24 protein-coding genes are annotated in these 24,410 nt (G+C 64.7%); 19 read left to right on the forward strand and 5 right to left on the reverse strand.

From position 1 onward, the window contains the following. The first annotated feature begins 61 nt into the window (after positions 1-61). Entirely contained in the window at positions 62-1,351 is a 1,290-nt protein-coding gene (locus CAL12_RS09440) for an aspartate carbamoyltransferase (protein WP_086064252.1), read from the forward strand. A gap of 67 nt (positions 1,352-1,418) precedes the next feature. Here CAL12_RS09440 and CAL12_RS09445 read toward each other — a convergent pair whose 3' ends face one another. Further along, on the reverse strand, positions 1,419-2,318 hold the full coding sequence (locus CAL12_RS09445) for a recombination-associated protein RdgC (protein ID WP_086064253.1): 900 nt from the start codon (positions 2,316-2,318) through the stop codon (positions 1,419-1,421). Positions 2,319-2,514: 196 nt separating this feature from the next. Between CAL12_RS09445 and CAL12_RS09450 the strand changes: the two genes are divergently transcribed. Both CAL12_RS09450 and ligD read left to right on the forward strand, forming a co-directional pair. Continuing rightward, positions 2,515-2,733 carry a DUF3185 family protein gene (locus CAL12_RS09450; RefSeq protein WP_086064254.1) on the forward strand — a complete coding sequence of 73 codons (219 nt, stop codon included), beginning with the start codon at positions 2,515-2,517 and terminating at the stop codon, positions 2,731-2,733. Between the two features lie 141 nt (positions 2,734-2,874). Continuing rightward, on the forward strand, positions 2,875-3,780 hold the full coding sequence (gene ligD / locus CAL12_RS09455; RefSeq protein ID WP_086064255.1) for a non-homologous end-joining DNA ligase: 906 nt from the start codon (positions 2,875-2,877) through the stop codon (positions 3,778-3,780). A 382-nt stretch (positions 3,781-4,162) separates the two neighbouring features. Here ligD and CAL12_RS09460 read toward each other — a convergent pair whose 3' ends face one another. From CAL12_RS09460 to CAL12_RS09470, 3 genes are all read right to left on the reverse strand, one after another. Continuing rightward, complete coding sequence (locus tag CAL12_RS09460; protein WP_086064256.1) at positions 4,163-5,851, reverse strand: MFS transporter; 1,689 nt, start codon at positions 5,849-5,851, stop codon at positions 4,163-4,165. A 138-nt stretch (positions 5,852-5,989) separates the two neighbouring features. After that, the gene (locus CAL12_RS09465; RefSeq protein ID WP_232464852.1) at positions 5,990-7,354 is read right to left on the reverse strand and encodes a sensor histidine kinase; all 1,365 of its coding nucleotides are present in this window, start codon (positions 7,352-7,354) and stop codon (positions 5,990-5,992) included. Positions 7,355-7,469: 115 nt separating this feature from the next. Continuing rightward, positions 7,470-8,159: a response regulator transcription factor gene (locus tag CAL12_RS09470; protein ID WP_086064258.1), complete on the reverse strand. Its 690-nt coding sequence runs from the start codon at positions 8,157-8,159 to the stop codon at positions 7,470-7,472. Positions 8,160-8,363: 204 nt separating this feature from the next. Between CAL12_RS09470 and recA the strand changes: the two genes are divergently transcribed. Together recA and recX are read left to right on the forward strand one after the other, a co-directional pair. Further along, entirely contained in the window at positions 8,364-9,422 is a 1,059-nt protein-coding gene (gene recA / locus CAL12_RS09475; protein WP_086064259.1) for a recombinase RecA, read from the forward strand. Between the two features lie 6 nt (positions 9,423-9,428). Beyond that, positions 9,429-9,896 (forward strand): recombination regulator RecX, encoded by a 468-nt coding sequence (gene recX / locus CAL12_RS09480; protein WP_086064260.1) that lies wholly within the window; start codon positions 9,429-9,431, stop codon positions 9,894-9,896. Here the strand turns inward: recX and CAL12_RS09485 are convergent. Continuing rightward, complete coding sequence (locus tag CAL12_RS09485) at positions 9,860-10,822, reverse strand: LysR family transcriptional regulator (protein ID WP_086064261.1); 963 nt, start codon at positions 10,820-10,822, stop codon at positions 9,860-9,862. The two genes, recX and CAL12_RS09485, sit on opposite strands and share 37 nt — an antisense overlap. Positions 10,823-10,975: 153 nt before the next feature. Between CAL12_RS09485 and metE the strand changes: the two genes are divergently transcribed. The 14 genes from metE to CAL12_RS09550 all read left to right on the forward strand — a co-directional run bounded on the left by metE (position 10,976) and on the right by CAL12_RS09550 (position 24,385). After that, the gene (metE, locus tag CAL12_RS09490; RefSeq protein WP_086064262.1) at positions 10,976-13,267 is read left to right on the forward strand and encodes a 5-methyltetrahydropteroyltriglutamate--homocysteine S-methyltransferase; all 2,292 of its coding nucleotides are present in this window, start codon (positions 10,976-10,978) and stop codon (positions 13,265-13,267) included. A 127-nt stretch (positions 13,268-13,394) separates the two neighbouring features. Beyond that, positions 13,395-13,991, forward strand: coding sequence for a DUF2889 domain-containing protein (locus tag CAL12_RS09495; RefSeq protein ID WP_086064263.1), 597 nt, complete (start codon positions 13,395-13,397; stop codon positions 13,989-13,991). A 10-nt stretch (positions 13,992-14,001) separates the two neighbouring features. Next, positions 14,002-15,162 (forward strand): ADP-forming succinate--CoA ligase subunit beta, encoded by a 1,161-nt coding sequence (gene sucC / locus CAL12_RS09500; protein ID WP_086064264.1) that lies wholly within the window; start codon positions 14,002-14,004, stop codon positions 15,160-15,162. Positions 15,163-15,185: 23 nt separating this feature from the next. After that, positions 15,186-16,067 (forward strand): succinate--CoA ligase subunit alpha, encoded by an 882-nt coding sequence (gene sucD, locus CAL12_RS09505; RefSeq protein ID WP_086064265.1) that lies wholly within the window; start codon positions 15,186-15,188, stop codon positions 16,065-16,067. Positions 16,068-16,485: 418 nt separating this feature from the next. After that, a complete protein-coding gene (locus tag CAL12_RS09510) occupies positions 16,486-17,211 on the forward strand; it encodes a TerC family protein (RefSeq protein WP_086064266.1) in 726 nt (241 codons plus the stop codon). 122 nt (positions 17,212-17,333) lie between these two features. Beyond that, positions 17,334-18,053 (forward strand): TerC family protein, encoded by a 720-nt coding sequence (locus CAL12_RS09515; RefSeq protein ID WP_086064267.1) that lies wholly within the window; start codon positions 17,334-17,336, stop codon positions 18,051-18,053. Further along, complete coding sequence (locus CAL12_RS28590) at positions 18,040-18,162, forward strand: hypothetical protein (RefSeq protein WP_269768433.1); 123 nt, start codon at positions 18,040-18,042, stop codon at positions 18,160-18,162. The genes CAL12_RS09515 and CAL12_RS28590 overlap by 14 nt, the downstream gene beginning before the upstream one ends. 10 nt (positions 18,163-18,172) lie before the next feature. Then, positions 18,173-19,108 (forward strand): hydroxymethylbilane synthase, encoded by a 936-nt coding sequence (hemC, locus tag CAL12_RS09520; protein ID WP_086064268.1) that lies wholly within the window; start codon positions 18,173-18,175, stop codon positions 19,106-19,108. Positions 19,109-19,123: 15 nt separating this feature from the next. Then, a complete protein-coding gene (locus tag CAL12_RS09525; protein ID WP_086064269.1) occupies positions 19,124-19,918 on the forward strand; it encodes a uroporphyrinogen-III synthase in 795 nt (264 codons plus the stop codon). A gap of 37 nt (positions 19,919-19,955) precedes the next feature. Beyond that, the gene (locus CAL12_RS09530) at positions 19,956-21,188 is read left to right on the forward strand and encodes a uroporphyrinogen-III C-methyltransferase (protein WP_086064270.1); all 1,233 of its coding nucleotides are present in this window, start codon (positions 19,956-19,958) and stop codon (positions 21,186-21,188) included. 3 nt (positions 21,189-21,191) lie between these two features. After that, positions 21,192-22,814: a heme biosynthesis HemY N-terminal domain-containing protein gene (locus tag CAL12_RS09535; protein WP_086064271.1), complete on the forward strand. Its 1,623-nt coding sequence runs from the start codon at positions 21,192-21,194 to the stop codon at positions 22,812-22,814. 26 nt (positions 22,815-22,840) lie between these two features. Beyond that, complete coding sequence (gene ppa, locus CAL12_RS09540) at positions 22,841-23,377, forward strand: inorganic diphosphatase (protein WP_086064272.1); 537 nt, start codon at positions 22,841-22,843, stop codon at positions 23,375-23,377. Positions 23,378-23,511: 134 nt separating this feature from the next. Beyond that, a complete protein-coding gene (locus tag CAL12_RS09545; protein WP_086067777.1) occupies positions 23,512-24,207 on the forward strand; it encodes a fumarylacetoacetate hydrolase family protein in 696 nt (231 codons plus the stop codon). Between the two features lie 46 nt (positions 24,208-24,253). Continuing rightward, positions 24,254-24,385 carry an entericidin A/B family lipoprotein gene (locus CAL12_RS09550; RefSeq protein ID WP_066347456.1) on the forward strand — a complete coding sequence of 44 codons (132 nt, stop codon included), beginning with the start codon at positions 24,254-24,256 and terminating at the stop codon, positions 24,383-24,385. Positions 24,386-24,410: the final 25 nt, after the last annotated feature.

Raw genomic sequence — 24,410 nt, forward strand, 5'->3', positions numbered from 1 at the left:
CCATTGGACGTTCGTGAGCGGCCTGCGTAATATACGCAAAGCGTATACACGTGAGGCCGCCATGTCCATTTCCCAGCAAGCTTTCCTGCGCGATGCGATGCGTCGCCTCAACCTGACGCGCGATGTTTTCGCCGCCCGCATCGGCGTCAAGCGCCGCGCGCTGGATACCTGGCTGCTGCCCGAAGGGTCGCAGGAGTTTCGCGCCATGCCCGAGGTGGTCGAGCGCTTCGTCACCGAGATCGTCCAGAACGGCGACCTGCGCGAAAAGTATACGCAGAGCGGACAGGACGGTCCCCTGCGTGACCGTATCGGCATGGAAGGCAAGCATCAACTGTTGTCCGTCGACCAGTTCACCCGCGAATCGGTCGAGGACCTGTTCCGGGTCGCGGACATGATGCAGCCCATCGCCCGGCGGCAAAAGGTGTCGCGCGTGCTGGAAGGCGCCGTCCTGGGCAATCTGTTCTTCGAGGCCAGTACGCGCACACGGGTCAGCTTTGGCGCGGCGTTCTGCCGCCTGGGCGGGTCGGTGTGCGATACGACCGGCTTCACCTTCTCGTCCATGGCCAAGGGCGAGTCCATCTACGACACCAGCCGTGTCATGAGCGGCTATGTCGACGCCATGGTGATACGCCATCCCGAAAAGGGGTCCGTGGCGGAATTCGCCCGCGCCACCAATATCCCGGTGGTGAATGGCGGCGACGGGCCGGGAGAACACCCCAGCCAGGCGTTGCTGGACCTGTACACCATACTTACCGAGTTTTCCCGGCTGGGAAAATTGCTGGACGGCGCGCACATCGCGATGGTCGGCGACCTGAAATACGGCCGCACCGTGCATTCGCTGATAAAGCTGCTGGCGCTGTACCGCGGCGTCAAGTTCACGCTGATTTCGCCGCCGGGGCTGGAAATGCCTGCCTACATCGTCGAGCAGGCCGCCAAGCACGACAACGTGATCGAACAGAAGCAGTCGCTGGACGGCCTGCAGGGCGCGGACGTCATCTATGCGACGCGGGTGCAGAAAGAGCGTTTCGCCGATGAGGCACAGGAAGGCTACACCCCCGACTTCCAGATCAATCGCGCAATCATCGATACCTATTGCGGCCCCGATACCATCGTCATGCATCCGCTGCCGCGCGACAGCCGGCCGGGCGCGAACGACCTGAGCGTGGACCTGAACCACGATCCGCGCCTGGCGATATTCCGGCAGACGGATAACGGCATCCCCATCCGTATGGCGATCTTCGCGGTGCTGCTGGGGGTGGAAGGCCTGGTGCAGCATTCCATGCGGGACGTGACGTGGCGCCATCCCTCGCACGTCGGGCCGGACGACTCCGCCTTCCACGGGCTGGATTGACCGTCCTGGCGAGCCGCGCCATCCGATAACGGGATGGCGCGCTTCATCGCGCATCGGCCTGCTGGCATCAGCCGCGTTTTTCGCCGCCCAGGGCCTCGACCAGCTCGGCCATCAGCTTGGCCAGCTCGCCTGTCATCAGCGCCATGTCGCTGTCGAATTTCTCGTCGTCGTTCTGGGCCATGCTGTCGGTGTTTTCCTTCAGCACGTCCAGCGGGGCCACGCGCTTGACGTCCAGCGACTCGGTCAGCACGAAGGACACACGGTCGGCCCACGTCATCGCCAGCCGCGTGCATTGCTTGCCCGACTGGATGTGGCGGCGTACGTCGTCCGCGTCGATGGTGTGCTTGACGTAGCGGATGGCAGCGCGGCTTTCGCCCGAGGCCCGCAGTTCCGTATCCTGATCGATGCTGAAGTTGGCGGGCGCTTCGTCTTCCGCCAGCCAACCCGTCATCGCCGCCGCCGGCGATTGCGCGACGTACAGGCTTTCCAGGGGGAATGGATCGATGGATTTCGCCAGCAGGCCCAGGACCTCGTCGGCCTTGGCCGACGCCGCGGCGTCCACGACCAGCCATCGGTTGACGGGGTCGATCCAGACACGGGTGTCGCGGTAGATGCTGAAGGCCTTGGGAAGCAGTTCGTCCGTGACGCGCTCCTTGATTTCCTTCATCTGCTTGCGGCCCGGCTTGTAGCCCTGCTGCTCCTCGATTTCCTGCGCGCGCGCCTTGGCGACCTGGTTGACGACCGTGGCCGGCAGAAGCTTCTTTTCCGCCCGCAGCGTCAACAGCATCTGTCCGTTGACCGTATGCACCAGTCCGCCGTTCTCACGGGACGGTATCCAGCCCAGGCTTTGCATTTCCAGGGTGTTGCCGCCCTGGTAGGCGAATTTCGCCAGCGCGTCTTCGAGCTGTTCGTCCTTCATCGCCCAGGACGGGGAAAGGCGGTAAATCTTCAGATTCTTGAACCACATATGCGTCGGGCAAAAGCGTGGATTCTATACGACCCGTCGCTACTGGCGCTTGGCCGGGATGCATCGGCCATACGCCGGCCCGGGGAGGCCGATACGCGGGACACGTTCTGTCACGGACAGCCGTTCTGCTCTGGAGTATCTTCCGCCGCAGCGCCGAGCTGCGGCCGCGAATCTACAACAGAACCGGGAGGCTTATATGAAACCTGTCACCTTCATCGGCGCCATCTTGATCGTCCTTGGGGTAGTCGCGCTGGTCTATCAAGGGTTCAGCTACAAGTCCGAGGACACCATCGTGCAGGTCGGCTCCGTCAAGGCGACCGCCGAGACCACCAAGTCCGTGCCCATCCCGCAATGGGCCGGAATTGCCGCCATCGTGGTCGGCGTGGTGGCGATCGGCGTCGGCATGCGTCGCTGACCGCGGGTGCGCCGCGTCGCCGCGCGGCGCACCGCTGGCCCCTGGGCACTTGGCGCCTGGCCTGAGTGCGGCCCGCTTGCGTCCCGCGCCAGGCATGTGGATTGCATTTGCCCGCACGTTGGCATTGCAAGGAGCCACCTTATGGCACAGACCGACGCCCGCGTACTCGGGGTAGCGATCACGCATCCCGATCGGCAGCTGTTCAGCGATCCCGTTATCACCAAACTCGATCTGGCGCGCTACTACGAATCGGTCGCGAGCAGCATCATGCCCCATCTCGCGAATCGCCGGGTGGCCTTGCTGCGCTGCCCCGAGGGCACGTCAGGCGAGTGTTTTTTCCAGAAGCACATGAGCGACCACCTACCGTCCGGCGTGGCGACCGATGGCGATATGCTGGTCATCCGGGATATCGGCGGCGTGATCGGCCTGGTGCAGCGTGGCGTGATCGAATTCCACACCTGGGGCGCGAAGCTTCCGGGGTCGGACAAGCCCGACAGGCTGACCTTCGACCTGGATCCCGATCCACACACGGGCTGGCGGGACATGGCGCGGGCAACGCGCGTGGTCCGCGACCGGCTGGAAGCCTTGGGACTGCAGCCCTTCCTTAAGACCACGGGCGGCAAGGGCCTGCACGTGGTGGTGCCGATACGCGCCACCCTGGGGTGGGACGACGTGCGTGGTTTCTGCAAGGCCATCGCGCAGCAACTCGAACATGACGCGCCGGATGTCTTCGTCGCCAACATGGCCAAGGCCAAGCGGCAGGGACACATTTTCGTGGATTACCTGCGCAACAGCGATGGGGCCACCGCGGTGGCCGCGTTTTCGGTGCGCGCACGTGACGGCGCACCGGTTTCGATGCCGGTTGCCTGGGACGTGTTGGACGGCGACGAGGATCCGCGAGGGCCCGCGTTCAACGTGCGCAACGTGCGGGCGCGTATCGACGCATGGCGTGAGGACCCCTGGGCCGGGTATGCGGCTGCGCGCAAGACCCTGACGGCGGCGATGCGCCGTGAGGTGGCCGCGCATGCGCATGACGAAGACGCCTAGCCGCGGGTAGCCGCACACGAAGGGAATTTTCGCGCCCGGTATGGCAGAAAAAAAAACGGCCCGACTTCGAAAGTCGGGCCGGTACGGGAGCACACGATGTCGCGCTGTTTAAGGCTCGCGGGGAGCGCGGCATCGGTGTCAGAATGCGACCCTGCAACCGCCGGACAGGGGGATCGATCGTCCGGAGATCGTGCGCAAGGCCGTGATCTGAGTGGCCAGTCTATTCGCCAGGCTCTGACATCGTCCTGAATCGAATCCGTGTCGCCGCAACGTGCGTTCAACGCCTCTACGAAAGGTGCCTGCGGAAAAAAAAGCTCCCATATGGGAGCTTTGTAAAAGGCCGGTCGGGTGCAGCGTCCCGGCCGGCAGGGGCCATGCGGACTCAGTAGTCCTTGTTCAGGTCGACGTCCTTGGTTTCGCGGACGAACAGGACGCCGATGATCAGCGTCATCACGGCGATGATGATGGGGTACCAGAGGCCGTCGTAAATGTTCCCCGTGGCCGCCACGATGGCGAAGGCCAGTGGGGGCAGGAACCCGCCGAACCAGCCGTTCCCGATGTGGTACGGCAGGCTCATCGACGTATAGCGGATGCGGGTCGGGAACATTTCGACCAGCATGGCCGCGATCGGTCCGTAGACCATGGTGACGTAGATCACCAGTATGGTCAGCAGCACCACCACCATGACGTTGTTGGATTGCGCGGGATCGGCCTTGGCGGGGTAGCCGTGGCCGCGGATCGCCGATGTCAGCGATTTATCCAGTTCGGCGGTGCGCGTCTTGAAGTCGGCCGGCGCGAGCGTCTTGCCTTCGAAGGACTGGAATTCGTCCTTGCCGATGCGCACCTTGGCCACCGAACCCGCGGGCGCGGCCTCGTTCTGGTAGTTCACCGAGTTGCGCGCCATGAACGACTTGACGATGTCGCAACTGCTGGTGAACGACGAAGTGCCAACCGGATTGAACTGGAAGGAGCAGGTAGCCGGGTCCGCGATCACCGTCACGGGCGCGGACGCCTGGGCTTTTTCCAGCGCGGGATTGGCGAAGTGCGTCAGGCCCTGGAAGATCGGAAAGTACGTGACCGCGGCGATCAGGCAGCCCGCCATGATGATGGGCTTGCGGCCGATCCGATCGGACAACGCACCGAAGATGACGAAGAACGGCGTACCGATCAACAAGGCCACGGCAATCATGATGTTGGCCGTATTGGCGTCCACCTTCAGCGTCTGCGTCAGGAAAAACAGCGCGTAGAACTGGCCGGTGTACCAGACCACTGCCTGGCCCGCCGTCAGCCCCAGCAACGCCAGGATCACGATCTTCAGGTTCTTCCACTGGCCGAACGATTCGCTGATCGGCGCCTTGGAACCCTTGCCTTCTTCCTTCATGCGCTGGAAGGTGGGCGATTCGCTGAGCTGCAGCCGGATCCACACGGAGATCGCCAGCAGCACGAAGGACAGCAGGAACGGCGCGCGCCACCAGCCCCAGGCATCGCGGAAGGCGTCTTCGCCCGAGTACGAGCGCACGCCCAGGATCACCAGCAGGGACAGGAACAGGCCCAGCGTCGCCGTAGTCTGGATCCAGCTGGTGTAGAAGCCGCGACGGCCCATGGGCGCGTGCTCGGCCACGTAGGTCGCGGCGCCGCCGTATTCGCCACCCAGCGCCAGGCCTTGCAGCAGCCGCAGCACGATCAGCAGCGCCGGCGCGGCGATGCCTATCGAGCCATAAGTGGGCAGGATGCCGACCAGGAAGGTGGACAAGCCCATGATGACGATGGTGACAAGGAAGGTGTACTTGCGCCCGACCAGGTCGCCCAGGCGCCCGAATACCAGCGCGCCGAACGGCCGCACCGCAAAGCCCGCCGCGAAGGCCAGCAGCGCGAAAATGAAGCCAGCGGTGGGGTTGACGCCCGAGAAGAAGTGCAGGGCGATGATGGGAGCGAGCGAGCCGTACAGGTAGAAGTCGTACCACTCGAAAACGGTACCCAGCGAAGACGCGAAGATCACCTTGCGTTCATTGCGGGTCATGGGAGTCGAGGCCGCAACGGCGCCCGGACGCGGCATGGATGCTGTGCTCATGATGTCTCCTCAGGGATGGCCGGCGCTGTCCGCCGTGCTCGGTATGTGCAGACTCGCCCGCGGGAGCGGGGAGGCTGAACGCCACGGTAGGGAAGAAGTCTGACGAGGGTCTGACGTTTGGCTGACGCGCAGCGCTATTTATGTTTCTGTTTGTAAATTATGCGGGAACCGTATGGCGACCTTCAGTCCGCGTTGCGTGCTGCCCGGGGTGGGGTGGTCCATCAGTTGCACCGTGGCGCCATGCTTCTGCGCGATTTCGCGCACGATGGCCAGGCCCAGGCCGCTGCCTTCCGCCGCGGTCCCCAGCACCCGATAGAAGCGGTCGAACACGCGTTCGCGCTCCGCGCTGGGGATGCCTGGGCCTGAGTCCTCGACTTCGAGCAGCGCCCCGCCGGGTATGGCGCATACGCGCACGGTGACGCGGCCGCCGGCGGGCGTGTAGCGCAGCGCGTTGTCGATCAGGTTATTGAGCAGCTCGGCGAGCAGGATGGCGTTGCCCGCGATGGCGGCCGGCTGGCCGGCTTCCTCGAATCCCAGGTCGATGCCGATGTTCAGGGCCTGCGGCGCCCACTGCGTGGTTTGTTCGCAGGCCAGCACATTGAGGTCCACCGATGCCATGCCCACGGTGGCCGGGTTTTCGGCGCGCGCCAGCAGCAACAATTGATTGACCAGCCGCGTGGCGCGTTCCGAGCCCGCCACCAGCTGTCTCAAGCTGGCCTGCATTTCGTCCGCGCTGGCGTCGCGCAGCGCCAGTTCCGCCTGGGTGCGCAAGCCCGCGAGCGGAGTCTTCAACTGATGCGCGGCATCGGCCACGAAGCGGCGCTGCGTCTGCACCGTCGCCGATAGCCGTTCCAGCAAATCGTTGATCGCCGCGACCAGGGGGGCGATCTCGCTGGGCGTGGCCCGTTCGTCGATGGGCGACAGATCGTCCGGCCGGCGCGCCCGCAGCCGCTGTTGCAGGGCGTTCAAGGGCGCGACGCCGCGCGTCAGGCCGAACCACACCAGCAATACGGCGATGGGCAGCACGACGAATTGCGGAATGATCACGCCCTTGATGATGTCGTTGGCCAGTTGCGCGCGCCGTTCCGAGGTTTCCGCGACAATCACCAGCGCCGGCGTGGCGTCCGGCGCGGTGGCGTCCACGCGGGTATAGGCCAGCCGGATGGCGAAGCCGCGCAGCGTGCTGTCCTCATAGCGTATGGCGCCTGGCGCGACCACGTCGGCGCCCTTGGGCAGGGGTAGTTCGCGGTCGCCCCCCAGATACTGGCCATGTCCGCCGAGCACCAGCCAGAACACGCTATCGGTTTCGTCCGTGCGCAGCATGCCGCGCACGGGCTCGCTGATGTCGAGCTGCGGCTTGCCGTCGACGATATGGACGTTGCGCGCCAGCACGCGGAGGTGGCTGGCGAGCGCGCGGTCGTAGGGGACATCGGCGATATTCTGCGCCACGACGTAGGTGATGGCCACGCTCATGGGCCACAACAGGAAGAGCGGCGCCAGCATCCAGTCGAGGATCTCGCCCAGCAGGGAACGCCGGGGCAGGGCGATCGAGGGCCCGCGCGTGCCGTTGCGCAGGACGTCCAGGGCTTCCTGGTTCAGCGGCGCGACCTTGTGCGGTTCAGTGCGCCAGCTCGGCCGTGCCATGGTCGCGTTCCAGGCAATAGCCAAGACCGCGTACGGTCATGATGCGCACGCCCGTGGGTTCCAGCTTCTTGCGCAGGCGATGGACATACACTTCGATGGCATTGGTGCTGACTTCATCGCCCCATTCGCAGAGGTGGTCGACCAGCTGGTTCTTGCTGACCATGCGCCCGCTGCGCATCAACAGGATTTCGAGCAGGCCGATTTCGCGCGCGGACAGGTCCAGCGGCTGTTCGTCCGCCGACGCTACCCGGCCCGCCTGGTCGAACACCAGGCGTCCGTGGCGGATCAGGCTCGCGCCGCCACCGGCGCCGCGCCGGGTCAGGGCCCGTACCCGTGCCTCCAGTTCGGACAGGGCGAAGGGCTTGGCCATATAGTCGTCGGCGCCCAGGTCCAGCCCCTTGACGCGCTGCTCTATGCTGTCGGCGGCGGTTAGAATGAGCACGGGCAGATGCGCATTGCGAGCCCGCAGGCGTCGCAGGACTTCCAGTCCCGTCAGCTGCGGCAGGCCGAGGTCCAGGATCAGCAGGTCGAAGGCCTGGGCGGTCAGTGCCAGGTCCGCCGCCATGCCGTCGCGAACGGCGTCGACGGCGTAGCCGCTGTGCCGCAACGAACGGGAAAGACCGTCGGCCAGGATGCTGTCGTCTTCGGCGATCAGTATGCGCATGTCTCGTCTCCTGCGCGGATTCTGTCATGTCCCCCGAGCCTTGCCCAGACGGGGTTAACGCGTGATCGGGCGGCGGCGTGCGGAAAGCGCGCAAGAATTTGTCATACTGTTTATTTATACAGTATACTCGGATGCCATAATCCCCCAGCATCTTCGCACCAGACAATCACCAGACAATCGCTAGAACGTCAGACAGGACACTACATGGACGATAAAACCAGCAAGGCAGCCGCCTCGGAAAAAGCCAAGGCGCTCGCCGCCGCGCTATCGCAGATCGAAAAGCAGTTCGGCAAGGGCTCGATCATGCGGTATGGCGACAACGAGGTCGAGCACGACATCCAGGTGGTGTCCACGGGTTCGCTGGGCCTGGACATCGCGCTGGGCGTCGGCGGCCTGCCGCGCGGTCGCGTCGTCGAAATCTACGGCCCGGAATCCTCGGGCAAGACCACGCTGACCCTGCAGGTCATCGCCGAAATGCAGAAGATCGGCGGCACCTGCGCCTTCGTCGACGCGGAACACGCCCTGGACGTGCAGTACGCCGCCAAGCTCGGCGTCAACCTGACCGACCTGCTGATTTCCCAACCCGACACCGGCGAGCAGGCACTGGAAATCACCGACGCCCTGGTCCGCTCGGGCTCGGTGGACCTGATCGTCATCGACTCGGTCGCCGCACTGGTGCCGAAGGCCGAAATCGAAGGCGAAATGGGCGATTCCCTGCCGGGCCTGCAGGCCCGCCTGATGAGCCAGGCGCTGCGCAAGCTGACCGCCACCATCAAGCGCACCAACTGCATGGTCATCTTCATCAACCAGATCCGGATGAAGATCGGCGTCATGTTCGGCAACCCGGAAACCACCACCGGCGGTAACGCGCTCAAGTTCTATTCCTCGGTCCGGCTGGATATCCGCCGCATCGGCTCCATCAAGAAGGGCGAGGAAGTCATCGGCAATGAAACCCGCGTCAAGGTCGTCAAGAACAAGGTGTCGCCGCCTTTCAAGCAGGCCGAATTCGACATCATGTATGGCAGCGGCATCTCGCGCGAAGGCGAAATCATCGACCTCGGGGTGCAGGCCGGCATCGTCGACAAGTCCGGCGCCTGGTACAGCTACAACGGCGACCGCATCGGGCAGGGCAAGGACAATGTCCGCGAGTACCTGAAGGAACACCGCGACATGGCGCTGGAAATTGAAAATCGCATCCGCGAAAACCAGGGCATCGTCAGCCGTGCCAACACGTTCGCCGCGAGCGAAGCCGAAGAGGACTAAGTCGCCATGGGCGACCGTGTAGCGGAAAAGCGAGGGCCTTCACTGAAGGCTCGCGCGGTCGCCTATCTATCGCGTCGCGAATACGCCCGCGCCGAGCTTGCGCGCAAGCTCGGCGCGCATACCGAAGATCCGACGGCGCTGGACGCCTTGCTGGACGACCTGGAACGCGAAGGCTGGTTGTCCACCCGGCGCTTTGCCGAAAGTTTGGTGCATCGCCGCGCCGAACGCCAGGGGGCGGCGCGCATCGTCCAGGAACTGCGCCAGCACGGCGTGGATGAAGCCCAGATCGGCGAACTGCGCGATGGCCTGAAGGCGACGGAATACGAACGCGCGCTGGCGGTGTGGAACAAGCGCTACGGCGAGCGGCCCGCCGACCGTGCCGCCTACGCCAAACAGGCGCGCTTCCTGGCAGCGCGCGGCTTCGCGCATGACGTCATTCACCGCGTCCTGGGTGATGATCGTGACGACGATTGAGCCGGTGCATGGCCGGCTGATTTGATTCCGGCCAGGGTGCGGAAACACACATCCCTGGCGATGGTCAGGAAATCCTTGATGAACGGCGCGTCCGCGTCCTCGTTGCGTATGGCTGCGTAAAGCGTGCGCCATACGCCCTGCGGACCCAGGCGGCACACCTTCAACCAACCCTGTCCCAGGTATTCCGTCAAGGCCCAATTCGGCAATGCGGCCACGCCGCGATTGCTGGCGACCAGTTGCGCGATGATGGGCGTCAGTTCCGCCTTGCGTATCGTGGCGGGCTCGACGTCGGCAGGATCGAGAAACGCGGTAAAGACATCGAGGCGCTGGCGGTCGACCGGATAGGTGATCAGCGTCTGGTCCGCCAGCTGCTCGGGCTGGACGTAGCGCTGGCTCGCGAGCGGATTCGCTTCCGACACCGCCAGCACCAGCTCGTAGCCGAACAGCGGCACGTATTCGATGGCTTCCAGCGTTTGCGGATCCGAGGTGATCACCAGATCCAGATCGCCGCGCAGCAAGGCCGGAAAGGGCGCGAAGGAAAACGCGGCGGACAGGTCCAGGGCGACTTCAGGCCACTGGACGCGGAATGCGTCCATGGCGGGCATCAGCCACTGGAAACAGGAATGGCATTCGATCGCCAGGTGCAGGCGGCCCGTACGTCCCGCCGCCAGGCGCTGCAGTTCGCGCTCGGTGGCACGCAGCCTGGGCAGGATGTCGTCCGCCAGCGCCAGCACGCGCAGTCCGGCAGTCGTCAGGCGGGCCGGCCGCGTCCTGCGGTTCAACAGCGGCGTTCCCAGGCGGGATTCCAGTTCGCGCAATTGATGCGACAGGGCGGATTGCGTCAGGTGCAGCCGTTCGGCGGCCTCCTGCAGGCTACCTCCATCGCGGATGGCGGCGAGGGTTTCAAGATGGCGTATTTCGAGCATGGCAGTGCCAGGGATGGAGGGGCACCGAGGGTGCACTTCTGTATTCTATATGAATGTTGTTCAAGGAATCGATGCAAACATTGATTTTGATTCACGCAGAAACGCGCGCACAATGGCCGGACTTGAACAATTTTTGTTGGATCTTTCATTTCCATGACTACGATTCATAATCTTGGCTTTCCGCGCATCGGTGCGCAACGGGAACTGAAGCGCGCGGTGGAGGCCTATTGGGCCGGCAAGTCGTCGCTGGCGGAACTCGAGGAAACCGGCCGGGCCTTGCGCGCGCGGCATTGGCAGGTCCAGGCGGACGCGGGCGTGCACCTGATTCCGGTAGGCGATTTCGCGTGGTATGACCATGTACTGGAATGGACCACGCTGCTGGGCGCCGTGCCGGCACGTTTCGGTCAGCAGGACGCCGCCCCGGTCACCCTGGATACCCTGTTCCGCATGGGGCGGGGCCGTGCGCCGACCGGAACGCCGGCCGCCGCCTGCGAAATGACCAAGTGGTTCGATACCAACTACCATTACATCGTTCCGGAGCTGACGCCGGCGCAGACTTTCCGGATCGCCCGCGAATCCCTGTTCGAACAGATCCGCGAAGCCCAGCAGGCCGGTCATCGCGTCAAGCCGGTCATACCTGGCCCGCTGACCTGGCTGTGGCTGGGCAAGGGGGACGCGTACACCGGCCCGGGCGACGTCGCCAAGCTGGATCTGCTGGCGGGACTGATCCCGGTCTATATCGAAGTGCTGCGCCGTATCGCCGAACTGGGCGTGGAGTGGGTACAGATCGACGAGCCCATCCTGGCGCTGGACCTGCCGACCGCCTGGCGCGATGCGTATGCGTCCAGCTATGCGCGCCTGTCGGGCGGTGCCTTGAAGCTGCTGGTGGCGACCTATTTCGACGGCCTCCAGGACAACCTGGCCACGGCTGCCGCATTGCCGGTCGCCGGCCTGCATGTGGATCTGGTGCGCGCGCCGGAACAACTCGCACCGCTAATCGATGTCATCGGCTCGAAGATACTCTCGGCCGGGATCGTCAATGGGCGCAACATCTGGCGCACCGACCTGGATCTGGCGCTGAAGTCCCTGGCGCCCGCCAAGGCCGCCTTGGGCGAGCGTCTGTGGATTGCGCCGTCCTGCTCGCTGCTGCACGTGCCGGTGGATCTTGCCCATGAAACCGAATTGGACGACGAGCTGAAAAGCTGGCTGTCTTTCGCCGTGCAGAAGTTGGACGAGGTCCGCACGCTGGCGCTCGCCCTGGACGGCAGCCAGGAACCGGCGGTGCAGGAAGCCCTGCGGCTGCAACGTGCCGCGCTGGCCGATCGGGCGCGTTCGCCGCGCATCCATAATCCGGCCGTCGCCAAGCGCATGGCTGGTGCCGCGCAGGTGCAACGCGATCGGGCGCCGTTCCCGCAGCGCATCGTTCATCAGCAGGAAAAGCTGCGACTCCCGGCGTTTCCCACCACCACAATCGGCTCCTTCCCGCAGACCGCGGAAATCCGCGCGTTGCGGCGCGACTGGAAAGCCGGGGCCCTGGGCGATTCCGCCTATGAGACGGCGATCCGCAAGGAAATCGAGTCCGTCATCCGCTTCCAGGAGAGGGTCGGCCTGGACGTGCTGGTGCACGGCGAGCCCGAGCGCAACGACATGGTGGAGTACTTCGGCGAATTGCTGGCGGGCTTCGCCTTCACCCGTAACGGGTGGGTACAGAGCTACGGATCGCGCTGCGTCAAGCCGCCCATCATTTTCGGCGACGTCGCGCGCCCGGCGCCCATGACGGTGGCCTGGTCGTCCTACGCGCAATCGCTGACGGACAAGCCGGTAAAGGGGATGTTGACCGGGCCGGTGACCATCCTGCAATGGTCGTTCGTGCGCGACGACCAGCCCCGCGAACAGACCTGCCGGCAACTGGCGCTGGCCTTGCGTGACGAGGTCGTCGACCTGGAAAAGGCCGGCATACGCGTCATCCAGATCGATGAACCGGCGATCCGGGAAGGCCTGCCGCTGCGGCGCGCCGACTGGCAGGCCTACCTGGACTGGGCGGTGGACTGCTTCCGCCTGTCCACCGGCGGGGTGCAGGAGGACACGCAGATCCATACGCATATGTGCTATGCGGAGTTCAACGACATTATCGAATCCATCGCCGCGATGGACGCCGACGTCATCACCATCGAAACCTCCCGTTCCAATATGGAGCTGCTCAAGGCCTTCGAGGAATTCCGCTATCCGAACGATATCGGCCCGGGGGTCTATGACATCCATTCGCCCAATGTGCCGGACGTCGACTGGATGGTCGGCCTGATGCGCAAGGCCGGGGGCCGGCTCCCCAAGGAAAGGTTGTGGGTGAATCCGGATTGTGGCCTGAAGACCCGCGCCTGGCCGGAAACCGAAGCCGCGCTGGTCAGCATGGTGGACGCCGCGCGGCAGTTGCGCGCGCAGGCCTGATACCACCGTAGCCCGAGCGCCCTGGGGTCGGTTCTTCCCGCGGAAGACCGGCCCCGTTTTTTTGAAGGTGGCCCGTGCGCTATACTTTGAAGGTTTTGTTGCCTTGCAGCAACCCCACCGGATAAGCATGCCTTTGCCACCGCCGCAAGTTCCCCGCAAGCCCTTGCACACGCGCTCGATACGCGTGCAGGGCTATGCGCGCGAGGACGGCCTGTGGGACATCGAAGCCGAGCTCATCGACGTCAAGGCCTATGACTTCGTCAAGCACGAAGGCGATACGCTGCGCGCCGGCGAGCCGGTGCATCATATGCACCTGCGGATCACCATCGACGACGCCTATACCATCGTCGCCGCGCAGGCCGTGTACGACGCCGCGCCTTACGGCGATCATTGCACGGCCATCGAAGATGCCTACCGGGACCTGGTGGGCATGAATCTGGTCAAGGGCTTTCGCCAGCAAGTCAAGACGCGTTTCGGGCGCGTGGCGGGCTGTACCCACATGAGCGAACTGGCGCTGGTCCTGCCGACCGCGGCGGTGCAGACCATGGCGGGCAGGCGTCGCGAAAATCCCGACCCGGGCAAGCGGCCGTTCCAGCTGGACGGCTGCCATGCCCTCAGTACCGACGGGCCTGTGGTCCTCAAGTACTACCCCAAGTGGTATACCGGCGAAATTCCCGCCGAGGACGCCGCTTCCGATTCTTCTCTTTTTTCTCATACGACCTGACAGGTAACACATGAAAATCCACGAGTATCAAGGCAAGGAACTGCTGAAGAAATTTGGCGTGACCGTGCCGCGCGGTATTCCCGCCTTCTCCGTCGAAGAAGCCGTTAGCGCGGCGGAAAAACTGGGCGGACCTGTCTGGGTCGTGAAGGCGCAAATCCACGCGGGCGGTCGCGGCAAGGGCGGCGGCGTCAAGCTGGCCCGCTCCATCGAAGAGGTGCGCAAGCTGTCCAGCGAAATCCTGGGTATGCAGTTGAAGACGCACCAGACCGGTCCGGAAGGCCAGAAGGTCAACCGCCTGTACATCGAGGAAGGCGCCGACATCCAGAAGGAATACTACGTGTCGCTGGTCACCGACCGCGCCACGCAGAAGGTCGCCCTGATCGCTTCCAGCGAAGGCGGCATGGACATCGAGGAAGTCGCTCATTCCTCGCCCGAGAAAATCATCACGGAATACATCGACCCGCTGGTCGGCGTGACCGCCGAGCAGGCCAAGAAGGTGTGCGCCGCCATCGGCATGCCGGCCGACTCCACCGCCCAGACCGTGGACCTGTTCCAGAAGCTCTACACCTGCTACATGGAAACGGATGCCTCGCTGGTCGAGATCAATCCCCTGAACCGCGACAGCAAGGGCAACATCATCGCCCTGGACGCCAAGTTCAACTTCGATCCGAACGCGCTGTTCCGCCATCCGGAAATCGTCGCCTACCGCGACCTGGATGAAGAAGATCCCGCCGAAATCGAAGCCAGCAAATTCGACCTGGCCTACATCCAGCTGGACGGCAACATCGGCTGCCTGGTGAACGGCGCCGGCCTGGCCATGGCCACGATGGACACCATCAAGCTGTTCGGCGGCGAGCCGGCCAACTTCCTGGACGTCGGTGGCGGCGCCACGGCGGAAAAGGTGACCGAGGCCTTCAAGATCATGCTCAAGAACAAGAGCGTGAAGGCCATCCTGGTCAACATCTTCGGCGGCATCATGCGCTGCGACGTGATCGCCGAAGGCGTCATGACCGCCTGCAAGGCCGTCAACCTGAACGTTCCGCTGGTCGTCCGCATGAAGGGCACCAACGAAGAACTCGGCAAGAAGATGCTGGCCGAGTCCGGACTGCCCATCATCAGCGCCGACACCATGGCCGAAGCGGCCACCAAAGTCGTTGCCGCCGTCAAATAAGAGTTATTGCCAAGGATTCATAAATGTCGATCTTGATCAACAAGGACACTAAAGTCATCACCCAGGGCATCACGGGCAAGACGGGGCAATTCCATACCCGCATGTGCCGTGACTACGCCAATGGCAAGGCCGCCTTCGTGGCCGGCGTGAACCCCAAGAAGGCGGGTGAGGACTTCGAAGGCATTCCCATCTACGCTTCGGTCAAGGAAGCCAAGGCCGATACCGGCGCGACCGTTTCGGTGATCTACGTGCCGCCCGCGGGCGCCGCCGCCGCGATCTGGGAAGCCGTGGAAGCCGAGCTGGACCTGGCCATCTGCATCACCGAAGGCATCCCCGTCCGCGACATGCTGGAAGTGCGCAACCGCATGAAGCAGAAGGGCAGCAAGACCCTGCTGCTGGGTCCGAACTGCCCCGGCCTGATCACGCCGGACGAAATCAAGATCGGGATCATGCCCGGCCACATCCACCGCAAGGGCCGCATCGGCATCGTCAGCCGTTCCGGCACGCTGACCTACGAAGCCGTCGCCCAAGTGACCGAACTGGGCCTGGGCCAGTCGAGCGCCGTCGGTATCGGTGGCGACCCGATCAACGGCCTGAAGCACATCGACGTGCTGAAGCTGTTCAATGACGATCCCGAAACCGATGCCGTCATCATGATCGGCGAAATCGGCGGTCCGGACGAAGTTGCCGCCGCCGAGTGGGCCAAGGACAACATGAAGAAGCCGGTGGTCGGCTTCATCGCCGGCGTTACGGCGCCCCCCGGAAAGCGCATGGGCCACGCCGGCGCGCTGATTTCCGGTGGCGCCGACACGGCGGACGCCAAGCTGGAAGTCATGGAAGCCTGCGGCATCCGTACCACGCGCAACCCGTCCGAGATGGGCAAGCTGCTGAAGTCGGTGCTGTAAACGTCGCCTGCAAACCGGGTGGGTGATCCGCCGGATCGCCCTCACGCATGGAAAAACCCGCCAGCCGGCGGGTTTTTTCTTTTCAGCTCCAGATCGAACACGCTCTTTTCCGCAAAAATTCAGTTTTGATTCAGAATAAGTTCAGTTTAAGGTCAGAATATATTCAGTTAAAATTCAGTTATAAGAAAGCTTATTGAAGGGTTAAGGATTACGGGCGGCGGATGAGCTGCGAACCTGACAAAAAACCTCCGAAATTCCGTCAGAAATCCGACAATAAGCTGAATGTTTGATATTGCCTCGATATAATGTCCAGCGTTCCCCACGATAAATAAACACCAGCGTAAGACGGTCTCCCCGACTGTCCCGCGGCGATGGGGTTCGGCTTTTTCAAACCATTCTGGGATCGAGGACGAGGGGTATGGAATTAACACAAGCCGCTTTCTGGCTCGCGCTTCTGCAAATCATCTGGGTCAATATTCTGCTGTCCGGCGATAACGCCGTGGTGATCGCGCTGGCGGCCCGTTCGCTCCCGCCCGCCCAGCAGAAAAAAGCCATCGTCATCGGTTCCGCCGCGGCGATCATCATGCGTATCGTGTTGACGCTGGTGGCCGCCAAGCTGCTGCTGTTGCCGTGGCTGAAGCTGATCGGCGCCGTGCTCCTGGTGTACATCGGCGTATCGCTGCTGAAGCCGGAGGAAGAAGACGATGGCTCGGCCAAGTCGCATGGCAACCTGCTTTCCGCCATCCGTACCATCATGATCGCCGACCTGGTGATGAGCCTGGACAACGTGGTCGCGGTCGCCGCGGCGGCGATGGGCGACACCACGCTGCTGGTCGTCGGCCTTGCCATCAGCATCCCGCTGGTCATCTTCGGCAGCACGCTGCTCCTGAAAGTGATCGAGCGCTTCCCCGTGATCGTCTGGGTGGGGGCGGCCTTGCTGGGCTTCATCGCCGGGGAATTGCTGGTTGGCGATCCCGCGCTGCACGATTCGGTCCTGCGCCTGGATGCCGCGCTGGGGACGACCGAGCATAATCTCGCCTTGATGGCGGGGGCGTGCGGGGCGATCCTGGTACTCATCCTTGGCAAGGTGATGGCGGCGCGCCATAATCCTGACAAAAATCTTAATCGTCCGGAGCAAATCTGACTTAAAGCTGAATTACAATCCCCGCTCAGGGCCGATGCCCGCCGCCGCGCTTGCCGCTGGCGCGCGGGCAAAGCTTTTGCTGCAATCGGCCAGGATCAAAATCATGTTGTGGGGGTTGTGACGTGCTTGAATTCTTCCAGACGCTCAGTTGGGCGGCCGTTTTCCAGATCATCCTGATCGACATCTTGCTGGGCGGGGACAATGCCGTCGTCATCGCCCTGGCGTGCCGGAACCTGGCGCCCAAGCAACGGATGCAGGGCATCCTGTGGGGCACCGCCGGCGCCATCCTCTTGCGCGTGGTGCTGATCGCCTTTGCGCTCACCCTGTTGAATATTCCCTTCCTGAAGGTGGTCGGGGGCGCACTGCTGGTGTGGATCGGCGTCAAGCTGCTGATGCCGGAAGACGGCTCACACGACAAGATCAAGGGTGGGGGGTCGATCGTGGCGGCCATCAAGACCATCATCGTGGCGGACTTCGTCATGAGCCTGGACAACGTCATCGCGATCGCCGGCGCGGCCCAGAATGCGGATCCGGGCCATCAGATCGGCCTGGTCGTGTTCGGCTTGCTGGTCAGCGTGCCCATCATCATCTGGGGCTCGACCCTGGTGCTGAAGCTGATCGACCGCTATCCGGTGGTCGTCATGTTCGGCGCGGGCCTGCTGGGCTGGATCGCCGGCGGCATGATCGTCACCGACGTGGTTGTCGAAGGTCAATTCGGGCCGCAACCGGCTATGGTTAAATTGGGCGCTGAAATCATCGGCGCGCTGCTCGTCGTTCTCTTGGGACGGTGGCTGGCAAGCCGCAAAGTCGTCTCCAAGGAATCCTTGCATGAGTCTGCGTAAAACCGGTAAATCACAGCAATCCGAAACAGGCCTGAGCCTGCTCCAAGGCCTGTTCATCCTTGCCGTGCTGGGCGTGATCGTCACAGTGGCCGCTGCCCATTTCGCCTGAGCAAGCCACTGTGTCGCAACCCAGTCGTTTGATCATCGCCACCCGGGCAAGCCGGCTGGCGATCTGGCAGGCGGAGCATGTGCGCGACCGCCTTGCCGCGCTGTACCCGGCTTGTTCGGTGGAGCTCCTGGAGCTGACCACGCGGGGCGACCAGATCCTTGACCGCACGCTCTCCAAGGTGGGCGGCAAGGGCTTGTTCGTCAAGGAGCTGGAAAACGCGTTGCTGGACGGCCGCGCGGACCTGGCGGTGCACTCCCTGAAGGACGTGCCGATCGACCTCCAGGCGCCATTCGAACTCTGCACGGTGCTCGAACGGGGCGATCCCCGCGACGCCCTGGTCTCCAATCGCTACGCCTCGCTGGCCGAATTGCCGGACGGTGCCGTGGTGGGAACGTCCAGCCTGCGCCGCGAATCGCTGATCCGCGAACGTCATCCGAATCTCGTGGTGCAGCCCTTGCGCGGCAATCTGGATACGCGCCTGGCCAAGCTGGATGCCGGCGGCTATGACGCCATCGTCCTGGCCGCGGCCGGCCTGGAGCGCCTGGGGCTGGCGGGCCGCATACGGGCCTTGCTGGAAGTGGAAGAAAGCCTGCCCGCCGCGGGGCAGGGGGCGTTAGGCATCGAAATCCATCAGGATCGCAAAGAGTTGCGGGATTGGCTGGCGCCGCTGGCGTGCGCCAGAACCACGGCTTGCGCGAACGCCGAAAGAGCGGTTTCGCGGGTCTTGGGCGGCTCCTGCCAGGTACCGCTGGCCGCCTACGCCACGGTGGATGGGGATACGCTGCATCTGCGCGCGATGGTGTCCTCGGTCGATGGGCGACGCATGCTGCGCGCCGAAGCGTCGGGCCCTGTTGCGCAGGCAGAGAGCATCGGCTCCGCGGCGGCGCGCGAACTGCTGGACCAAGGCGCCGACATCATCCTGGCCGAACTGTCGGCACCGGGTTGAAGCGGCGGAGCCCCCGTGCAGGCCAGCGAAACGCGGATCGCCATACTGACGCGTCCTCCGGGGCGTAACGAAAACCTGGCGGCACGCCTGGAAGCGGCGGGGTGGGAAGTGCGCACCTGGCCGGCGCTGGACATAGAGCCATTGCCGTCCGGGGCGGCAGGCATCCCGCTCCCCCGCGACTTCGACCTGGCGGTGTTCGTCAGTGGCAATGCGGCCGCTCAGTATCTGGACCAATTGCGCGCGCTGGGACTGGGCGCCTGGCCGCCCTCGTGCGTCATAGGCGCCGTCGGTCCCGCCACCGCCGCGCGCCTGCGCGACTCTGGCAGCCTGGATGGCTCATGCGAGATCGTGCACCCGACGGTGGATGCGCCGCGCCACGATTCCGAAGCATTGTGGGATCTGCTGGCCGCGCGCGGGCCCATCCCGCGCCGAGTGCTGCTGGTACGCGGTACGGCGGGGCGTGACTGGCTGGCGGAGCAACTGCGCGGCCAGGGCGCCGACGTCCACGCCCACGCCGTCTACCGGCGCGTGCCGGTGCGCTGGGACGCCGACGCGCTGGCGCAGCTGCGGCGCTGGACGGTCGCCGGCTGCCATCCTTCCTGGCTGCTGACCAGCGGCGCCAGTGTCGAGGCCGTGCGCGCGAATGTCGACCGGGGCGCGTCGCCGGCGTGGTGGCAGGAGTGCCGGTTCGTCCTGACCCATCCCCGCCTGGTTGAGCTGCTGGGCCTCCCGCCCGCGCGGGCGACAACGTCGGTCCGCTTGTGCGCGCCGGCGGATGATGCCATCTTTGATGCTTTTGTTTCCGGTTGAGTCATCGTTTCGCATTCGTACCGAATACAATCGCCTCATGACAGAAAAGATTCCTGCCACTGGTCCGGCCGCGATGCCGGCCGCCCCCAGCGATCCGGCATCTGCCGACGTCCATTCCACCGCCCCGAAAGCGCCACCATCGAGCCCGCGGGCGCCGCGTGGCGCGCGCAAGGGTGGGGCTTCGCCCCTGGTCGCCACACTGGTTGTCGTGACACTGCTGGCGCTGGTCCTGGTGGCCGCGCTGTGGATGCAGCGACAGCAGTTCCTGGCTGCCGGTCGTGAAGTCGCCACCCGCCTGGACAGCTTGAATACGACGCTGGGTCAGACCCGTGCGGAAACCCGTCAGGCGCTGGGGTTGGCGCAGCAACAAAGCGACAAGGTCGCGGCCCTGGAATCCACGCTGCAGGAAACCCAAAGCCAATACACGGCGCTTCAGCAGGCGTGGCAGGACTTCAATGAAAACGTCAGCGACGACGTTCTGGTCAACGACGTCGATCGCCTCTTGACCATCGCCGATCAGCAACTGCGCCTGGGCGGCAGCGTCAGCAACGCCATCGTCGCGATGGAGACGGCGCAATCCCGCCTGGCGCGCGCGGCGCGCCCGCGCTACGCCAGCCTGCAGCAAACCATCAACGGCGATCTTGACCGCCTGCGCGCGGTGAAGACCATCGACGTGCCAGTCCAGGCAGGCCGCATCGAACGGTTGGTGAACCTGGTCGGCAAGGCGCCCCTGTTGGTGCCGGACGCCGTCTCGGCGAACAATGCCGCGCCCTCGGCCCCGGCGGCGCCGGTGTCCGCGGATACGGCTCCGGCGGCCGCGCCCGCCCAGCCCGACGTTCCGGCCGATGCCGCCTGGTGGCAGCGCTGGCGCGCGGAAATCGCGTCCTGGCCTGGCCGTGCCGGCAGCGCGCTGACGCACGAGCTGGGGGACCTCATCCGCGTGCAGCGGGTCGACGAACCGGCGGCATTGCTGCTGTCCACCGAGCAGGCGGATCAGTTGCGTTCCACGCTGCGCCAACGGTTGTTGACGGTGCAACTGGCGCTGCTGATGCGCCAGCCCGCCATCTGGAAAAGCGAGCTCGATACCATCACCCGCACGCTGGACACCTATTACGACCGCCGCTCGCCCGATACCCTGGCGGCCTTGGGCCTGACGCGCGAGCTTTCCCAGGTGCAGATCGCGACACCCATGCCCGATCTGTCGGACAGCCTGGGGGCGATCGCCGCGTTGCGCGCGGATGGCGCCAGCTCCGTCAAGGGACGGGACTGATCCATGCGCGCCTGGTTCTGGACGTTGTTGCTCGCGGTCGTCGCCGTCGCGGTGGCCGTGGTGTTGCGGGCGCACCCCGGCAATGTGTTGCTGCTGGTCTGGCCCTATCGCATCGAACTGTCGCTGACGCTCGCGGTGTTGTTGCTGGTCGCGCTGTTCGTCGCCATTTACGTGGGTTTGCGCTTGCTGGCGTGGCTGCTGGCCATCCCGGATCGCATGCGCGCGTGGCGTGGCCGCCGGGCGCAGGCGCGCGACCACGAACTGTTGGAGCGCGGCTGGATCGGTCTGCTGGAAGGCCGCTACGCGCATGCCGAAAAGGACCTGGTCAAGCTGCTGGACCAGACCAAGGCGCGCAATCGCCGTGTGCTGGCGGCCCTGTCGGCGGCGCGCGCGGCGCAGGGCCTGGGCGAGTTCGTGAGGCGTGACGTCATGCTGGATCGTGCGCGCGAAGCGGCGGGGAGCGACCCCGGGCTGATCGAAGCCGTGGCCACCGTCACCGCGGACCTGCTGCTCGAGCAAGGCCAGCCGGGACGCGCGCTGGAAGTGCTGGCGCCACTCCAGGATGGGGGCGCCCGGCACCTGCATACCTTGCGCCTGTTGCTGCGGGCCGAACGCGCGCTGGGCCATCACGAACGCGTATTCACCCTGGCGCGCGGCCTGTCGCGCCGTGGCGCGCTGGCGCGCGACGACGCCGCGCGCATCATCGACGTATCGGGCGCCGCGCGACTGCGGGCCGCGGATGGCGATGTTTGGCGCGCGATCTGGAAGGATCTCAAGGCCGAAGAACGCCTGCTGCCGGATATCGCGCTGGCGGGCGCGGCCGCCTTCGAAGAGGCCGGGGAAGCCGACGAGGCTGCCCGCATCCTGGAAACGGCCATCGCGCAGGGCTTCGACCCACGCCTGTTGAATGCCTATTCGCGCTGTGACGCGCAGCAGGTTCCGCGCCGTCTGGAGCGCGCCGAAAAATGGCTGCAGCAGCGTCCGGCCGATCCCGACGTGCTGACCGCCCTGGGCATGCTGTGCCTGACCGGCCAGCTTTGGGGCCAGGCGGAACGTTATCTGAGCCGCGCCGTCGAACGGCGCGCCGACGCGCGTACCCATGCGCTGCTGGGCAGCCTGTACGACCGCCTGGATCGACAGGGCGATGCCATCCGGCATTGGCGGCTGGCCACGGCCGCGGGGATCGCGCTACCCGTGCTGGCGGCCGACGAAGCCTTGCCGCCCGCGGATACGGACGCCGACCCCTCGCGCGTGGATCCCGAAAGCGGCTTTCTTTCGGACGCGGCGGATGCACCGGCGCCCGCGAGCAGGCTCGTGCACGATCCGCTGCCCGACGAGGCGCCCGTGGCGGACTATGTGCTCGACCCCGACGCGCGCGGACATGCGCGGCCCCCGCTGGCCGACCCGGCGCCGTCTTCGCCATCCCCCGTGTCCGCGCCGCTTGCGGTTGAATCGCCGGCCGACCTGGAAGACTACTTCGACAGCGCGCCGCTTCCTGTCACCCGCCTGGACGACGATGATCCGCAGCCGGCCGCCCCGACCGGCGCCGCGGCGTCCAGGCGCGACGACATCGCCGCGGATACGCCGTTCAAGCCGGGCGGCCCCGGCAACGACGGCAAGTCCTGATTCTTTTCCATCATGAAGGTTGAACCATGAGTCTCGATCGCGTCCCTCCCGGCTCCAAGCTGCCGGATGAATTCAACGTCATCATCGAAATCCCCATGAATGCGGACCCGGTGAAGTATGAGGTCGACAAGGACACGGGCGCCGTGTTCGTCGACCGCTTCATGCTGACCGCCATGCACTATCCCTGCAATTACGGCTACATCCCGCAGACGCTGTCGGAAGATGGCGACCCCGCCGACGTGCTGGTGATCACCCCGTTTCCCATCCAGATCGGCTCGGTGATCCGCTGCCGCGCCCTGGGCGTCCTGGAAATGGACGACGAATCCGGCGGCGATGCGAAGCTGCTGGCCGTGCCCGTGGACAAGCTTTATCCCCCTTACCGGAACATCAAGTCCTATCAGGACCTGCCTGAAGAAGACATCCGCCGTATCCAGCACTTCTTTGAACATTACAAAGACCTGGAAAAGGGCAAATGGGTGAAGGTCAAGGGCTGGAAGGGCGTCGACGCCGCGCACGAGGAAATCACCCGCAGCGCCGAGCGCCATGCCAAGGGCGGCAAGTAGGCGTCCCTGCTTTCGACCAGACTGAAAGGGCCGGCTTGCCGGCCTTTTTGCTGCCCGGCCGCCGCGAAACGATTACACTCGCGCATGATTATTTCAGCGCCCGTCACGGTCGCATCTCCAATGAGGTCAACAGCATGGACTATGTTTTGCCCCCTCAGCCCGTCATGGCGGTTCCGGTAGTCGGAAGCAGCGCCTTGTTCCCGGTTCGCCGCGTATATTGCGTTGGACGCAATTACGCTGAGCATGCCAAGGAGATGGGCTTCACCGGACGCGAGGATCCTTTCTTCTTCTGCAAGCCGGCCGATGCGATCATCGCCGTGCGGGATGGCGAAACGGGCAAGATGCCCTATCCCTCCAAGACCTCGAACCTGCACTACGAAATGGAACTGGTCGTCGCCATCGGCAAGGCCGGCAAGGACATCCCGGTCGAAAAGGCGAACGAGCACGTCTGGGGCTATGCGCTGGGCCTGGATATGACGCGTCGCGATCTGCAGGGCGAAGCGAAGAAGCTGGGTCGTCCCTGGGAAGTGGGCAAGGCCTTCGACCAATCGGCTCCCCTGGGTCCCATTCATCCCGTGACCAAGACCGGCATCATGGAAAAGGCCGACATCTGGCTGGACGTGAACGGCACGCGCAAGCAGAGCAGCAACATCAGCGAACTGATCTGGAACATTCCGGAAAGCATCGCGTACCTGTCCGGCCTGTTCGAGTTGCAGCCTGGCGATCTGATCTTCAGCGGCACGCCCGAAGGCGTCGGCGCCGTGGTCAAGAACGACCTGATGGTGGGTGGTGTCGCGGGTCTGGGCGAGTTGCGCGTCCAGGTGGTGTGAACGATCGCTGCCGCGCAAGGCAGGATCAAATGAAGGAGAGCAAACCATGCGCTCGAAGATGATGCTGACGACGTTGGTGGTCTTTGCGATGGTTTTGGCAGGTTGCAATACCGTTGCCGGCGCTGGCAAGGACCTGCAGCGCGCTGGCAACGCCATCACCAACGCCGCGGAGAAGTAAGCCGCGCGTTGCCGTGCCTGGCATG

Origin of the sequence: Bordetella genomosp. 8, from assembly GCF_002119685.1 — a bacterium.
In the GTDB taxonomy this organism is placed as follows: domain Bacteria; phylum Pseudomonadota; class Gammaproteobacteria; order Burkholderiales; family Burkholderiaceae_B; genus Bordetella_C.